We start from the raw sequence: 14,681 nt of genomic DNA, 5'->3' as shown, positions 1-14,681 counted from the left end.
GTTATAGTAAGGGCTAAAAATACATTTTTAAAATGTTTAATTTAACTTTTAGCATAAAAGGTTATAAATTGCAATGAATAATATTGGTATATGAACAACGGTTTAACATCTTCAGAGATTTCAAACTTAATTTTGAGTAAAATTAGTGGAGTACAAGACGAATTAAAAAGCGCTTATGCTTCATCAAAGAATCAAATTGGCTTTTTTTATATTGATGATCTGTTACCTGTAGATTTGGCTCAAGCCTGCTTTGATGTATTTCCCGATAAATCGGAGATGCGCGTTTTAAAGAGCATGCGGGAGTATAAGTGCGTCTCTGCCCAAATGGATAAACATAATAAGCTTTTAGAGGATGTTATTTTTGCTTTTCAAGATGAAAGAGTCGTAAATTTAATAAGTGATATTTGTGGAGTAAAGTCTCTTTATGCAGATGACTCTTTGTATGCTGGAGGTCTTTCTTTAATGGCTGAACATAATTTTTTAAATCCACATTTAGATAATTCTCACGATGCCGAACGTGAGCGTTGGCGTGTATTAAACTTACTGTATTATGTGACACCTAATTGGGAGTTAGATAATGGGGGACACCTTGAATTGTGGCCCAACGGACCAAAAAACAAGCCGGTTTTAATAGAAAGTAAATTTAATCGACTCGTAGTTATGGCGACTCACCAAACTTCCTGGCATTCAGTAAATAAAGTAACTGTTGATAGAAGCAGGTGTTGTGTTTCAAATTATTATTTTAGTGATGAAGCTTTAAAGGAAACCGATAAATTTCATGTTACTAAATTTAGAGGACGCCCTGAAGATACTTTTAAAAATATAATTTTAGATTTAGATGCGAACTTAAGAATGTTGGTGCGAAAAATATTTAAAAAAGGTATTCGCAAAAACCCTCATATTTATAAAAAACAATAATTATAAGTTACCCCTTCCTCTGTACCACCTCAAAAACCTGACTATCATCACACTTCAATGTTTTACTTGGGTATTTTAATAATAAAGCATAATCGTGGGTAGCCATTAAAATGGTATTGCCGTTTTTGTTTATTTCTTGTAAAACCTCCATCACTTCAATACTAGTTTGGGGGTCTAAATTTCCGGTAGGCTCATCGGCAAGAATAAGTTCAGGATTGTTCAACAAAGCTCTGGCAATGGCCACACGTTGTTGCTCGCCACCCGAAAGAGCATGTGGATATTTAAAGCCTTTGGTTTTCATATCTACTTTACTCAAAACCTCTTCAACACGGTTATTCATTTCGTTTTTATCTTTCCAGCCTGTAGCTCTTAAAACAAAAAGTAGATTTTCGTTTATAGTACTGTCTGATAGTAATTTAAAATCTTGGAAAACCACACCCAATTTACGTCTTAAGTAAGGAATGTCTTTTTCTTTTAGTGTTTTTAAATCAAAATCTACAATATGCCCTTCGCCTTCAGTTAAAGGTAAATCACCATAAAGTGTTTTCATAAAACTACTTTTTCCGGTACCCGTTTTTCCAATTAAATACACAAAGTCTCCTTTGTTTATTTCAACATTTACATTAGAAAGTACTAAACTATCACCTTGATAAATAGAGGCGTTTTTTAATTCTAAAATTGGAGTAGGCATAATTGTTTTAACTTTTTTAAACGTTGTAAATGTATTATTTAAAAGTTGAATGTTGAAAGTTAAAAGTAAAAAAGTTTAGAATTTTTCGTCTTCAGTCTTTCGTGATTTTTCCTTTTTTTTAACTTTTAATAAGTCGGTTTATAATTATAGCACGATTGTTGCGTTATAAGATTTATATTGAATTATCTTTGATTTTAAATTAAAAAACGAATCGTTAATGACTATAAAAAACAGTGTTTCCCTTCTGGTTGCCATAAGTTTTAGTTTTCAAATATGGGCGCAACAATCTGCCACGTATACTAGCAATTTAGCAGAGTATCAAAAAGCCTTGGCACTTTATAATAATCAGCAATATCTAGCGGCACAATCCTTATTCGGTAGTGTTAAAAAAGACACGAAAGAAACAGTTTTGTTGTCCGATTGTGCTTATTATATGGCCAATTGTGCAGTGAGGTTAAATCAGCAAAATGCCGATAAATTGGTGGAAGATTTTGTAAAAGACTACCCAACAAGTACCAAGCGTAATACAGCCTATGTCGATGTAGCCGATTATTATTTCGCTAACGGAAAATTTGCTTATGCTAGAAAATGGTATGACAAAGTAGATGAAAGCGGATTAGGTAGAAATGAAAAAGAAAAGTTTTATTTTAATAATGGCTATTCAGCGTTTTCAAGCAAGCAATATAAAGATGCCAAACAGTATTTAAGCCGTGTTGAAAACTCGAAACAATATGGGTCACAAGCTAAATATTACATTGGTTTTATGGCTTATGAGGGTGACGATTATGAGAATGCCAATAAGTATTTTGAGCAAGTAAGTAATCAAGAACAATACAAAGAAAAGCTGTCCTATTATCAAGCCGATTTAAATTTCAAATTAGGGAATTTTGAAAAAGCGATTCAGTTGGCAAAAGCGAAGTTGAAAACCAGTGATAAAATGGAAGTGTCTGAGCTTTCAAAAATTATTGGTGAAAGTTATTTCAATTTGAACCAATATGCCGAAGCGATTCCGTTTTTAGAAGCTTACAAAGGCAAAAATGGAAAGTGGAGTAATACAGATTTCTATCAATTGGGTTATGCACATTATAAACAAGGTGATTATGATAAAGCGATTTCAGAATTCAATAAAATAATTGGTGGTACCAATGCCATTGCCCAAAATGCCTATTATCATTTAGGTGAAAGTTATATTAAATTAAGCAAAAAACAGGAAGCTTTAAATGCTTTTAGAAATGCTTCGGAAATGGATTACGATTTAAAAATTCAAGAAGATGCTTGGTTGAATTATGCCAAAATTAGTTATGAAATTGGGAATCCATACCAATCGGCACCACAAGTTTTAGCTGCTTATTTAGATAAATACCCAAAAACAACCTTCAAAGAAGAAATTGAAACCTTGTTGATTGATTCGTACATCACTTCTAAAAACTATAAAGAAGCCTTGAAATTATTAGAAGGTAAAAAGAGTTTTGAAAATAAAGTGGCATACCAAAAAGTAGCCTTTTATAGAGGACTGGAATTGTATAACGAAAGTAACTTTATAGAAGCTAAAAACCTTTTTGAAGCGTCTTTAAAAGAGCCTCGTGATGCAAGTTTTACAGCCAGAGCGACGTTCTGGAAAGCTGAAACCGACTATAATTTAACAAATTATGATGATGCTTTAATCAGTTTTAAACAATTTCAGCAACAAACAAGTGCGTCATCGACACCAGAATATAAAAACATAGATTACAATTTAGCATACACTTATTTTAAGTTGAAAAATTATTCACAAACGGCACACTATTTCAATCAATTTATAGCCTCAAATAAAAAGACAGATAATGTACGGTTGAATGATGCTTACCTGCGTTTAGGTGATGCTTTTTTTGTGTCTAGCGAATATAAAAATGCGATTAATGCTTATGAAAGTGCTATCAAGTTAAGTGCTATTGAATCTGATTATGCGTTCTTTCAGAAAGCCATCAGTGCTGGTTATGTGGGGCAAGAATCTAAAAAAATAAAAGAGTTAGAACAATTTATCTCAGAATATCAAAAATCGAAACTTCGTGATGATGCGATGTATGAGTTAGGAAATACGTACGTGAAAGCAGGAGAAACCGATAAAGCTATTCAAATATATAACCGTTTAAGTACCGAGTATAAAATGAGTTCCTTTGTGCCAAAAGCCTTGTTGCGTCAAGGTTTGGTATATTATAACGGTAGTAAAAATGAGCAGGCCTTAAGTAAGTTTAAACAAGTGGCAAGCGATTATCCAGAAACGCCAGAAGCTGTACAATCGGTAGCAACAGCGCGTTTAATTTATATTGATTTAGGTCGTGTAAATGAGTATGCCAGTTGGGTAAAAACATTAAAATATGTAGAAGTTACCGATGCCGATTTAGACGACGCCACCTACGAAGCTGCCGAGAAACAGTATTTAGATAATAATACAGATAAAGCCATTTCACAATTTAATGGGTATTTAAACCAATTTGCAAATGGGTTACACGCGTTGCAATCACATTTTTATATAGCACAATTGTACTATAAAAAAGGCTTGGTAAGCAATGCGGCACCGCATTATAAATATGTAGTGGAGACATCTAGAAGTGAATTTACGGAAGAAGCCTTATCACGTTTATCCCAGTTTTATTTAGAGAGTAAAGATTGGAATAAAGCCATTCCTCTATTAGAACGTTTGGAAGAAGAAGCTAATTTTCCACAAAACGTGGTATTTGCTCAGTCTAATTTAATGAAGGCGAATTACCAATTAGAAAGTTATACTAAAGCTGTGGCTTACGCCGAAAAAGTTCTTGCTAATTCCAAAATTGATAACAAAATTAAGGCTGATGCGAATGTGATTATAGCACGTTCGGCTATGAAAACGGGTAATGAATCTAAAGCCAAAGACGCTTATGTTAAGGTAGAAGCAGTTGCAACGGGTGAAACTGCTGCCGAAGCCTTGTACTATAACGCTTATTTTAAAAATAAAGAAGCGAAGTATGAAGCATCCAATACATCGGTACAAAAATTAGCCAAAGACTTTTCAGGATATAAATATTACAGTGCGAAAGGTTTGGTGCTAATGGCTAAGAATTTTTATGCTTTAAAAGACGCGTTTCAAGCCACTTATATTTTAGAAAGTGTCATTCAAAATTTCACGGAATTTAATGATGTGGTCACTGAAGCTAAAGCAGAATTAAGCAAAATTAAAGCGCAAGAGGCTAAAACGAACTCGTCTATTCAGGCTGGAGGGAATTAGTTTTACAATGGTTCATTGTAGGTTATTAATTGTTTAAAAAACGTAAATCAAAAAAAGTATGCGCAAGCACATAAAAAATATCATATTAGCCGTTTTTACACTAAGTGTCACTGTTGCCTTTTCACAAAGAAAAACAAACGACACGATCAATACAGGAGTTATTGATGTTGTAAAACCATATACACCAACTATTTCAGATGCTTTTAAAGTGAAGGAGGTGCCATCGATAGATGATGAAACAACCCAAGCGAAAAAGAATATTAAATACAATATATTTTCATTTCCGGTAGCATCTACGTTTACACCTGCCAAAGGAAAAGCGGCAGTTGTAGACAAAGCGAAACCCATTAAGTTATTTGATAACTATGCCACTTTAGGTGTGGGTACATACACCACTATTTTGGGTGAGGTATATTTAAACCATGCCATTAGTCGTACGCAAAGTGTTGGAGGTTATGTAAGTCACCATTCATCGCAGGGTGGTATTGAGAACCTGGTTTTGGATGATAATTTTTCAGATTCAAAAATGAATATCAATTATGCATCACGATTACGTGATTTAGCATGGAATATAGAAGGTGGTTTTCAGTATAAAACATACAATTGGTATGGCTTACCTGAAAATTATGCAAACGATCAAGCATTTGCAAATACCTTAGATGTGAGCCATTCTTTTTTTGGAGCCCATTTAGGTGGTGATGTGTCTTTTGAAAACACATATGTGAATTCAGTAAGTTTCCTTTTCAATCGTTTTGGTGATAATCAAGGTTCTGCTGAAAATAGATTCAAGTTTAAAACAAAAGTTGATGTCCCTATAAACGATTTTGAACTTGCTACCGATGTAGTTGTTGATTACTTAGGAGGCGGTTTTAACAGAGTTTATGATGCAGATGTTGAATTGAACTATGGAAATATTCAAGTAGGTATATCACCAACCTACCAATTAAAACAGGATGATTTAACCTTAAATTTAGGAGTGTCCTTGTTTTATATGAGAGATAATGAAGCGAAGGACAGTAAAATATATTTATACCCAAATATAACAGCGACTTATAGATTGGTAAACGATGTATTGATTGCTTTTGGTGGTATTCAAGGCGATTTAATACAGAACACGTATCAAGGTTTTGCTTCAGAAAATCCGTTTGTGTCGCCAACTTTATTTATTACACCTACAGATCAATTGTATAACGCATACGTGGGTTTAAAAGGTAAAGTAACCAGTAATGTGAGTTATAATATTAGCGGACACTATTTAGCTGATAGAAGCAAGGCATTGTTTATTAATAATTTGACGTCATTTGATATGCTAGGTGCTGAAGATTATGAATATGGAAATTCTTTTGGTATGGTGTATGACGATGTGAAAACTTTGGGTGTTGCTGGAGAAATAAATGTAGACGTAAATAGGAATTTTAAATTGGGTTTAAAGGCTGAAACTTTTAGTTATTCAACCGAAGACCAAGCAGAAGCATGGAATTTACCAGATTTTAAAGGTTCCTTGTTTTTAGACTATCAAATAAACGACAAGTGGTTTGCAGGTGCTAATTTGTTTTATGTAGGAGAACGTAAAGACTTATTAAGTATTAACGATGCCAACGCTGGTTATTCATCTATGGTCGTTACTTTAGGAAGCTATTTTGATGCGAATGCGCATGTGGGCTATCATGTAAACAAACAGCTTTCCGTGTTTGCGAAAGCTAACAATATGGCGAATGAAGGGTACCAGAAATGGCAAAACTTTCCAGTGCAAAGCGCTCAGTTTTTAGCAGGAGCTACTTATAAATTTGATTTCTAAATTTCTGATAAAACAGGAGTTTTATGAATTGGAGCGATTCAATTATATTGATTTAAGAAAAATATAAAAATACGTCAGTGCGAGGAACGAAGCAATCTTAGATTGCATGAGTCTGTTTTTTAAATAAACAGATTGCTTCGTTCCTTGGAAAGATGTATTACAATTGAATTATGAGATTCCTGACTACGCAGGTATTAATCGTGCTAAATAATCAAAATGCTTGCCTTCCATAACCAATTCGCATGTTAGTCCAACAGTTTCACAAGCAAATTGTAATTTTTCCAAGTCTAAATACAACCATTTCATAGGCGTTTCTTTTTCGCCTTTATAACTTAAAAAATAGTCGAGTTCACCGTGGTAGGCAGCATTCATATCCATCCAAACGCCACCATCTTCATCTTCGTACATGTATTTAATGTCCGATGAATCCATTAAAATTTGTCCGTTAGGTTTTAACAAGCTTTTTAAATGTGATATGTATTTTGAGACTTCTGCCAATTCTTGAAAAATACCTGTGCCATTCATCAACAATAAAATAGTGTCAAACGTATCAGTTTCATCTAAAATATCTTTTACTTCAGCATGTAAAACACCACGTTGTTTAGCAACTTCAATAGCGCCTTTAGAGATGTCTATGGACTTCACTTGAAAGCCTTGTTCCTGTAAATACAACGAATGACTTCCAGCGCCACAGCCCACATCCAAAATTTGGCCTTTTGCTAATTTTAGCGCTTTCTTTTCTAATTTAGGCATTTCGTTAAACCCTCTAAATAGGTAGGGTAGTGGTAACTCATCTTCCTCTGAAATATTGGTAGATGTGATCAAGTCTTCGGTATAATCTCCGTTTTGGTAGTCTAATAAGGCTTTTCCAAATAAATCTTTCATGATGTTTTCCTGGTATTGCGAGACTATTTTAAAGTCGTGGCAATCTTTTAATTAAGCATTTTGATGTTAAATATTACTTCAGCCATTCTTTCTTAATAAGGGTGAAAATAGTATTTTTGTAGCATGCAAGACATCATTAATAATCTTCCAAAGCTGGCCAAAGATAAGCATAACGAGAATAAAAAATTCTTCGCAAAGCTAAAAAGTAAACCACCCAAGAATTTGGATTATGTGATGCAAGATTTACATGAAGCAGAGTTTGAAAAGACCGATTGTTTGGAGTGTGCCAATTGCTGTAAAACAACGGGGCCCTTGTTTACAGATAAGGATGTAGATCGTATTGCAAAACACTTCAAAATGAAAACGCAGCAGTTTGTTAGCCAGTATTTGCGTATTGATGAAGATAACGATTATGTGTTGCAAAGTGTTCCCTGTACTTTTTTGGGCGCCGATAATTATTGCTCTATTTACGAGGTAAGGCCAAAAGCGTGCCGCGAGTTTCCGCATACCGACCGGAAAAAATTTCAACAAATTTCAACTATAACTTTAAAGAATATGGCTATCTGTCCGGCAGCCTTCAATATTGTGGAAGCCATGAAGAAACGGATTAAGGGGTAGTTTCAGTCGCAGTTACAGTCTCAGTATTCAGGATTAAAAGCTTTGAAACTTTGCGTCTCATTAGCTTTGCTTCTTTTTCATTATATTTATAAGAAAAAAAGAGCGCATTGGAAACCCTTTTAAATTATTTCGAAACTATTCCGTCGTCACACCGAAGTCTTATTTTGGTAGGGGGCTTAACTTTTTTCTGGCTTTTAGAAGGTGCCGTACCGTTGTTTAAATTCAATTATAAAAAATGGCAGCATGCAGTGCCTAATTTGTTTTTTACGGTTACAACCATCATCATTAATTTTGTACTTGCCTTTCTGTTGTTAAAGTCGGCCGATTGGGTGATGGCAAATAATTTTGGAATTCTTAATTGGCTCCCCAACATGCCCATGTGGTTTTATATTGTTTTTGGGGTGTTTTTAATGGACTTTTTTGGAGCCTATTTGCCGCATTTTGTAGAACACAAAGTAAGTGTACTGTGGATGGTGCATTTGGTGCATCATTCCGATCATAAAGTCGATACAACCACAGCCAACAGGCACCATCCTTTAGAAAGTGTGATTCGGTTTAGCTTTACCCTTGTAGGCGTTGTTATTATTGGTGCGCCTATTGGTATTGTTATGTTGTATCAATCCTTAAGTTTGGTGGCTACACAATTTACACATGCCAACATTAAAATGCCAAAACGGGTAGATACGATGTTAAGCTATGTGTTGGTATCGCCCAATATGCATAAAGTACATCACCATTATAAATTGCCTTATACCGATTCTAACTACGGAAATATATTTTCGGTTTGGGATCGACTTTTGGGTACCTATATGGTACTAGATAGTGACCAATTGGTGTATGGGGTTGATGTGTTTCCAGATGAAAAGGAAAACAGCAACATTAAAGATTTATTGAAACAACCCTTTCAAAAGTATCGAAAACCGAAGGAGTAAACGGAATGCTTAATTAAATAAAAACCTTTTCAAGGGCATTCCCGAAATCTTGCATGGAAACACCGGTTAAATTCGTTAATACGGTTATAACAATCTCTTCTTCAGGAAAAACCATTAAAATAGTTGAAGCACCCACACCACCTCCCGTATGGTAATATTTAGGCGTGCCGTTTTTTGAAGTTTCAACTGAAAAACCAATACCGTAACCGGTGCGTTCACCAGTTTTTAAATGTTGCGAAGTTATAATTTGAGAAAGGGCTGCTTTTGATACAAATTTAGGGGTGATAAGTTCGTTTCCAAATTTGATAAGATCTTCTGAAGTTGATAAAAAACCACCACCAGCAACCTTATATTCATTACAAACAGGTTTTGCTATAACATGTTTTTTCACGGTAGAACTTCTGTAGAATCGGGTTAGGTTAGGAACCACAGCGTCCGATACGTCCATCATCGTATGTGTCATGTTTAAGGGCTTGAAAATAGTATCCATAACAAGCGCATCAAAAGGGAGGTGTGTTGCGTTTTGCATCACTTCACTTAATAACACAAAACCGAAAGTGCTGTAGTTGAAACTTGTGCCAGGTTCAAAGAGTAGTGAATCGTTTTTGAATAAATCCAAACCTTCAGTAATACTCATTTTCTTATTTAAGGCATATTCAATATTGTCTTTATAGTGGCGAATTCCTGCTAAATTCCCACCTAATTGCCTCACGGTGATGTCGTAATTCTTTTTTGGGTATCCAGGAATGTAATTGTAAATACTAGAATCTAAATCGATCAATTTATCATCAACCAATTTCGCTAAAGCAAGAGCTGTTATCGATTTTGAAATGCTAGCAATTCTAAAAATAGTAGTATCTGGTTGCACACGGGCTCTTGGTTTTTTACTTGAAAACCCAAAACCTTTAGACCAAATAAGGTCGCCTTGCTGTGATACGGATATAGACATACCTGTAATACCATGCTTCCGCAGAAATTTTTTAGCTAGCTTTTTAGCTGTTCTTGTTTTTGCATGACTTGATATCTCGGTAGTTTGGCTAAATCCTATAGCGCTTAAAAGAAGCATTATAGAGGCGATAATTCGTTTCATTAACTATAAAATTACTTGTAAATTAAGTATTTGGCTCTTGTTTTCTTGAAGGTGTTTAGGCCTTCTTGCCACGACGCTTTTATTTGGGTTTCTGTTAAACCAGCTTCTATTTGTTGTTGCAATTTTTTGGTTCCTGCTAATTTTGTAAAGAAGGCGTTGAAAAAATCGGTTTTGTTTTTGGTGTTTTTATATGCTGAAATAAGCCAACTCAAATTTAAATTTGAAAGACTTTTGCTGCGTGATAAATCTTCACCAAAACATACTTTGTTTTGATACAATGGCGATTTAGCACCTTCGTTAGGTTGTGGTGTAAAGCTGAAAGTGTATGTTGTTTTGTCTAAAACTGGATTTCCGAATACTTGAAATTGTTTATCTGTTCCTCGGCCCACACTCACATTGGTGCCTTCGAAAAAGCATAAACTTGGGTATAAGTTAATAGAGGTGTCGTTTGGTAAATTCGGACTTGGTTTTATAGGTAAACTATAAGCTATTTGGTGCGTATAGTTTTTAATAGGAATGACTTTCAATTCACATTCTATGCCATTTTTTAACCATTTTTCACCGTTTATCATGTTTGCATATTCACCAATAGTCATGCCATGAACCACCGGAATAGGGTGCATGCCTACAAAACTTTTGTGTTCTATTTCTAAAACAGGACCATCCACATAATGTCCGTTGGGGTTGGGACGGTCTAAAATTAAAACAGGAATTTTAGCTTCGGCACAGGCTTCCATCACATAATGTAGCGACGAAATATAGGTGTAAAAACGCGCGCCAACATCTTGAATATCAAAAATAACGATGTCTATATTTTTTAGTTGTTCGGGTTTTGGTTTTTTATTATCACCATAAAGCGAAACTATGGGTACGCCCGTTTTAGTGTCGATACCATCTTTAATATGTTCGCCAGCATCGGCAGTACCTCTAAACCCATGCTCGGGCGCAAAAACGGTTTTTATATCAATATTTAAAGCGATTAATGAGTCTACTAAATGTGTAAAGCCTTCCGCCTTCAGTCTTCCTTCTTTAAAAATTACAGTGGTTTGGTTTGCCACAACACCAACGCGCTTGCCTTTTAGTAGTTGTAGATAAGCATCTGTTTGGTTGGCGCCAACTAGTATTTTGGGGTTTTGTACTTCGGCCTTTGGCCTTCGGTCTTCGGTCACTAATGCATCCACTTTCTTCTTCGAAAAGTTTCCGCAAGAAATCATTCCTAAAACAAATAATAAAACTGTATTTTTGACAACATTAAACCGCATAGTATATTTTGAATTACGAGTTTTTTTTAGCTAAACGCATTATCGGTAGTAAAGCGTATAAAAGTAGTGTTTCGGCACCAATAATAAAAATTGGTATTGCGGCAATTGCTATCGGTATTGTGGTCATGATGGTGGCCATTGCAACAGGTATTGGACTTCAGCAAAAAATTCGTGACAAAGTGGTGGCCTTTAATGGACATGTTACTATTACGAATTACGATAGTAACAATTCTCAAGAAAGTATATTTCCAATTTCTAAAAAACAAGAGTTTTATCCTGAATTCAAAGGTGTTTCTGGGGTGAAACATGTGCAGGCAGTCGCCTCAAAATTCGGAGTTATTAGAACCGAAACCGATTTTGAAGCGGCTTACTTAAAAGGCGTAGGTGCCGATTATGACTGGGAATACTTCCAAGAATTTTTAGTAGAAGGGAAACTACCCGATTATACCAAAGAACGAAACGAAGATGTTTTAATTTCTCAATATTTAGCCAACAGGTTAGGGTTTAAAATAAACGATGGCTTCCAAATGGTGTTCCCGAAAGAGGATGCTGAAAAGCTCCCAAACATTATTAGTTATCACATTGTAGGTATTTACAATTCGGGGTTTCAAGAGTTGGACGCGCAATATCTTATAGGCGATATTCGCCATATGCAGCGTATTAATAAATGGGATGCAGACCAAATTGGCAATTTTGAAGTGTTTATAGACGACTATAACGAACTGCCTACAAAAGGCATTGAAATTTACAGAGCAACACCATCTATACTAAACACACAAACCATTACCGAAAAGTATGCTTCGGTTTTCGAGTGGATCAATATTTTCGATAAAAATATTTACGGCATTATTGGCATCATGATTTTAATAGCCGGCATAAACATGATAACGGCTCTACTAGTTTTAATACTAGAACGTACCCAAATGATAGGGATTTTAAAAGCCCTAGGCAGCAATAACTGGAGCATACGTAAACTGTTTTTATACAATGCCAGTTACCTTATTATACTCGGGCTTTTCTGGGGAAACCTTATAGGTTTAAGCCTGCTTTTTGCTCAGAAATATCTAAAACTATTCCCTTTAGACCCTAGTGTGTATTATGTAACCGAAGCGCCTGTTTACATTAGTTTTAGTTATATAATAGCCTTAAACGTAGGCACATTACTATTATGTTTACTTATGCTTTTAGTACCATCCTTCATTATTACCAAAATATCGCCGGTAAAAGCAATGCGATTCGAATAAACTTTATAACGATACTCTTTTTTAGTACGTCATGGCGAGGTACGAAGCCTTCTGCCTATAGCAACCATCATTACGTGGTGTGACGCCATCTGTTTATGGCTACCATCATTGCGAGGCACGAAGCAATCTGTTTATCGCTAACGTCATTGCGAGGCACGAAGCCATCTGTTTGTCGCTAACGTCATTGCGAGGCACGAAGCAATCTGCCTATTGTTTAGTTCATACCATGAAGAACACCCAATAATGAGATTACTTCGTCGTGCCTCCTCGTAATGACGTGTGGGATTAAGATTAAAACCGTTTGTTTTTGTAGGTCAATATTTGCTATATTCGTGATTGTATAATTTGGATATAGGCTGTTGTTTATATTCGAGTGTTGCCATTAATTTGACCAAAACCAACAAAACTGAATGAAACTTTATAAATACAGACCAATATCTGAATTTCTTTATAAAGAACTTCATTATCAAGAATTATACTTTGCATCCTATGATGAGTTAAATGACCCATTAGATTTAAGTGCAACTATTGATTATTATCCGAAAAAGTCAGATGAATTAGAATTCTTGGTTTATACCATAATGAAATCTGATTTTAAAATGAAAAATTTTTCGGATGAATATCTAAAAAACCAACGATTGACAATTAAGTTTTGGCGAGATGAAATACGAGTTAAATCATATTGTGAAACTCTATTCGACAAACTAGTAGACAAAAAAGAAAAACCCAAAAAAATAACTTTAGAAGAAGTTTTAGATGCCATAAAATGGACTTCTGACAAAGAATCCGTTGATTTTAAATTTGATTACGAAAGCATAAAAGCAGAAATTAATAGATTAACACTAAAGTTTTTAAAAAATAGCTATGTTACTTGTTTCTCTTCTACAAATGAAAACCAATTAATGTGGTCTCATTATGCAAGTAGTCATAGAGGAATTTGTTTGGAATTTAATTTGAAAAACGAAGGAGCATTTCCATATATCTTGGAAGGCAAAAGAGAAAAAGACTTTGATAAATTTACAGAAAGAATGTCTAAATGGGATACTAGTCAATCAATATTATTTTGGGATAGATTAAAAAGAGTTCGTTATGAAAAAGAACACCCACATATTAACTTTTTTGAATTCGCACCAGTTTTCAATAACGAACACGACTGTGATTTAATTGGCTTATCAAAACCTTGGACACATTATTTCGCCCACGAATTAGAAATGGCTTTTTCTCAAAAACTGCCAGCTTGGGAATATGAATCTGAATGGAGAGCGATTGAAATAAATTTTTATGAACCGAAAATCCCAGAAAACAGAATACGCAAATACCCTATTAAGGCACTATCAGGAATATATTTTGGATTAAAAACAACTGAAAGTGTTAAAAACCGTGTTTATAAGATAATTGAACCTAAAAATAAAGAAGTGGAATTTTATAAATCAAAACTGAACGATAAAAATGAATTAGAATTTGAAATATGGTATTGTGAAGAATAAAAAAACTAATGGCAGCACCGTATAAAAACAATTGCGGTTTAGTGCTTAACCAAAGGTCGTTTCGTGTTTGTAACATCTGATTTTCCTGCGAAAAATCCTCGCATACAAAACCGCACTATTCAAGAACTGTGTTAAAAACCTATAAAAAAGCAGTTAATTTTTAAACAATATTCTTCTATTACATTTTTATCCTAGAATAAAAATATATTGAAATAAATAGTTTTACAACTAGGGTTTACCTTACTAAAACGCTTCTGTAGTTTTCGTCATACCACAAATGAGATTTAGCAATTGCAAAAGCCTGTTTTAATAGCTTATTACAAACAGCTATCAAAGCTAATTTTTTGCTCTTCCCTTTTGTGACAATCCTCCTATAGAGTTCTCGACAAGCCTTGTTATGTTTACTTGCGGAAAAACTACAAATAAATAATACTTTTGTAGGCTTCCCCTGGTTAGAACTGTTTAAATTTCCAAAACTTCTATAAAGTTATCTTTTTTTAATTTAATATTAT

General features: G+C 34.5%; 11 protein-coding genes and 1 pseudogene. 7 read left to right on the top strand and 5 right to left on the bottom strand.

Annotated elements, in window-relative coordinates:
* Positions 1 to 90 precede the first annotated feature (90 nt).
* On the top strand, positions 91 to 918 hold the full coding sequence (locus Q5N74_RS17970) for a 2OG-Fe(II) oxygenase (protein WP_304390380.1): 828 nt from the start codon (positions 91 to 93) through the stop codon (positions 916 to 918).
* A gap of 7 nt (positions 919 to 925) precedes the next feature.
* Here the strand turns inward: Q5N74_RS17970 and Q5N74_RS17965 are convergent, their stop codons facing one another.
* On the bottom strand, positions 926 to 1,609 hold the full coding sequence (locus Q5N74_RS17965) for a cell division ATP-binding protein FtsE (RefSeq protein WP_304390379.1): 684 nt from the start codon (positions 1,607 to 1,609) through the stop codon (positions 926 to 928).
* Between the two features lie 217 nt (positions 1,610 to 1,826).
* Here Q5N74_RS17965 and Q5N74_RS17960 point away from each other — a divergent pair, with 217 nt between their 5' ends.
* Together Q5N74_RS17960 and Q5N74_RS17955 are read left to right on the top strand one after the other, a co-directional pair.
* Positions 1,827 to 4,853, top strand: coding sequence for a tetratricopeptide repeat protein (locus Q5N74_RS17960; protein ID WP_304390378.1), 3,027 nt, complete (start codon positions 1,827 to 1,829; stop codon positions 4,851 to 4,853).
* Between the two features lie 58 nt (positions 4,854 to 4,911).
* A complete protein-coding gene (locus tag Q5N74_RS17955) occupies positions 4,912 to 6,651 on the top strand; it encodes a TonB-dependent receptor (RefSeq protein ID WP_304390377.1) in 1,740 nt (579 codons plus the stop codon).
* Positions 6,652 to 6,834: 183 nt separating this feature from the next.
* Here the strand turns inward: Q5N74_RS17955 and Q5N74_RS17950 are convergent, their stop codons facing one another.
* A complete protein-coding gene (locus Q5N74_RS17950) occupies positions 6,835 to 7,536 on the bottom strand; it encodes a bifunctional 2-polyprenyl-6-hydroxyphenol methylase/3-demethylubiquinol 3-O-methyltransferase UbiG (RefSeq protein ID WP_304390376.1) in 702 nt (233 codons plus the stop codon).
* Between the two features lie 123 nt (positions 7,537 to 7,659).
* On the opposite strand from Q5N74_RS17950, the gene Q5N74_RS17945 reads away from it, so the two are divergent.
* Positions 7,660 to 8,154, top strand: a complete 495-nt coding sequence (locus Q5N74_RS17945) for a YkgJ family cysteine cluster protein (protein WP_304390375.1) — start codon at positions 7,660 to 7,662, stop codon at positions 8,152 to 8,154.
* A gap of 107 nt (positions 8,155 to 8,261) precedes the next feature.
* Entirely contained in the window at positions 8,262 to 9,086 is an 825-nt protein-coding gene (locus Q5N74_RS17940; protein WP_304390374.1) for a sterol desaturase family protein, read from the top strand.
* Between the two features lie 13 nt (positions 9,087 to 9,099).
* Here Q5N74_RS17940 and Q5N74_RS17935 read toward each other — a convergent pair whose 3' ends face one another.
* A complete protein-coding gene (locus tag Q5N74_RS17935) occupies positions 9,100 to 10,176 on the bottom strand; it encodes a serine hydrolase (protein ID WP_304390373.1) in 1,077 nt (358 codons plus the stop codon).
* An 11-nt stretch (positions 10,177 to 10,187) separates the two neighbouring features.
* Positions 10,188 to 11,438, bottom strand: coding sequence for a DUF1343 domain-containing protein (locus tag Q5N74_RS17930; protein ID WP_304390372.1), 1,251 nt, complete (start codon positions 11,436 to 11,438; stop codon positions 10,188 to 10,190).
* 8 nt (positions 11,439 to 11,446) lie between these two features.
* Here Q5N74_RS17930 and Q5N74_RS17925 point away from each other — a divergent pair, with 8 nt between their 5' ends.
* Together Q5N74_RS17925 and Q5N74_RS17920 are read left to right on the top strand one after the other, a co-directional pair.
* A complete protein-coding gene (locus Q5N74_RS17925) occupies positions 11,447 to 12,682 on the top strand; it encodes an ABC transporter permease (protein ID WP_304390371.1) in 1,236 nt (411 codons plus the stop codon).
* A 410-nt stretch (positions 12,683 to 13,092) separates the two neighbouring features.
* Complete coding sequence (locus Q5N74_RS17920) at positions 13,093 to 14,169, top strand: DUF2971 domain-containing protein (RefSeq protein WP_304390370.1); 1,077 nt, start codon at positions 13,093 to 13,095, stop codon at positions 14,167 to 14,169.
* 235 nt (positions 14,170 to 14,404) lie between these two features.
* On the opposite strand, the pseudogene Q5N74_RS17915 reads toward Q5N74_RS17920, so the two are convergent.
* A pseudogene (locus Q5N74_RS17915) lies at positions 14,405 to 14,602 on the bottom strand (IS110 family transposase); the annotation flags it as partial.
* Positions 14,603 to 14,681 lie beyond the last annotated feature (79 nt).

Source organism: Mariniflexile sp. AS56 (assembly GCF_030552475.1).
GTDB lineage: Bacteria > Bacteroidota > Bacteroidia > Flavobacteriales > Flavobacteriaceae > Mariniflexile.
The sequence above is the reverse complement of the archived record's forward strand: the minus strand, read 5'-3'. Positions and strand labels throughout refer to the sequence as shown.

Excerpts from the sequence above, each read along its gene's own strand:
- Q5N74_RS17970 (WP_304390380.1), top strand. The coding sequence starts at position 91 with ATGAACAACGGTTTAACATCTTCAGAGATTTCAAACTTAATTTTGAGT.
- Q5N74_RS17965 (WP_304390379.1), bottom strand. The coding sequence starts at position 1,609 with ATGCCTACTCCAATTTTAGAATTAAAAAACGCCTCTATTTATCAAGGT.
- Q5N74_RS17960 (WP_304390378.1), top strand. The coding sequence starts at position 1,827 with ATGACTATAAAAAACAGTGTTTCCCTTCTGGTTGCCATAAGTTTTAGT.
- Q5N74_RS17955 (WP_304390377.1), top strand. The coding sequence starts at position 4,912 with ATGCGCAAGCACATAAAAAATATCATATTAGCCGTTTTTACACTAAGT.
- Q5N74_RS17950 (WP_304390376.1), bottom strand. The coding sequence starts at position 7,536 with ATGAAAGATTTATTTGGAAAAGCCTTATTAGACTACCAAAACGGAGAT.
- Q5N74_RS17945 (WP_304390375.1), top strand. The coding sequence starts at position 7,660 with ATGCAAGACATCATTAATAATCTTCCAAAGCTGGCCAAAGATAAGCAT.
- Q5N74_RS17935 (WP_304390373.1), bottom strand. The coding sequence starts at position 10,176 with ATGAAACGAATTATCGCCTCTATAATGCTTCTTTTAAGCGCTATAGGA.
- Q5N74_RS17930 (WP_304390372.1), bottom strand. The coding sequence starts at position 11,438 with ATGCGGTTTAATGTTGTCAAAAATACAGTTTTATTATTTGTTTTAGGA.
- Q5N74_RS17920 (WP_304390370.1), top strand. The coding sequence starts at position 13,093 with ATGAAACTTTATAAATACAGACCAATATCTGAATTTCTTTATAAAGAA.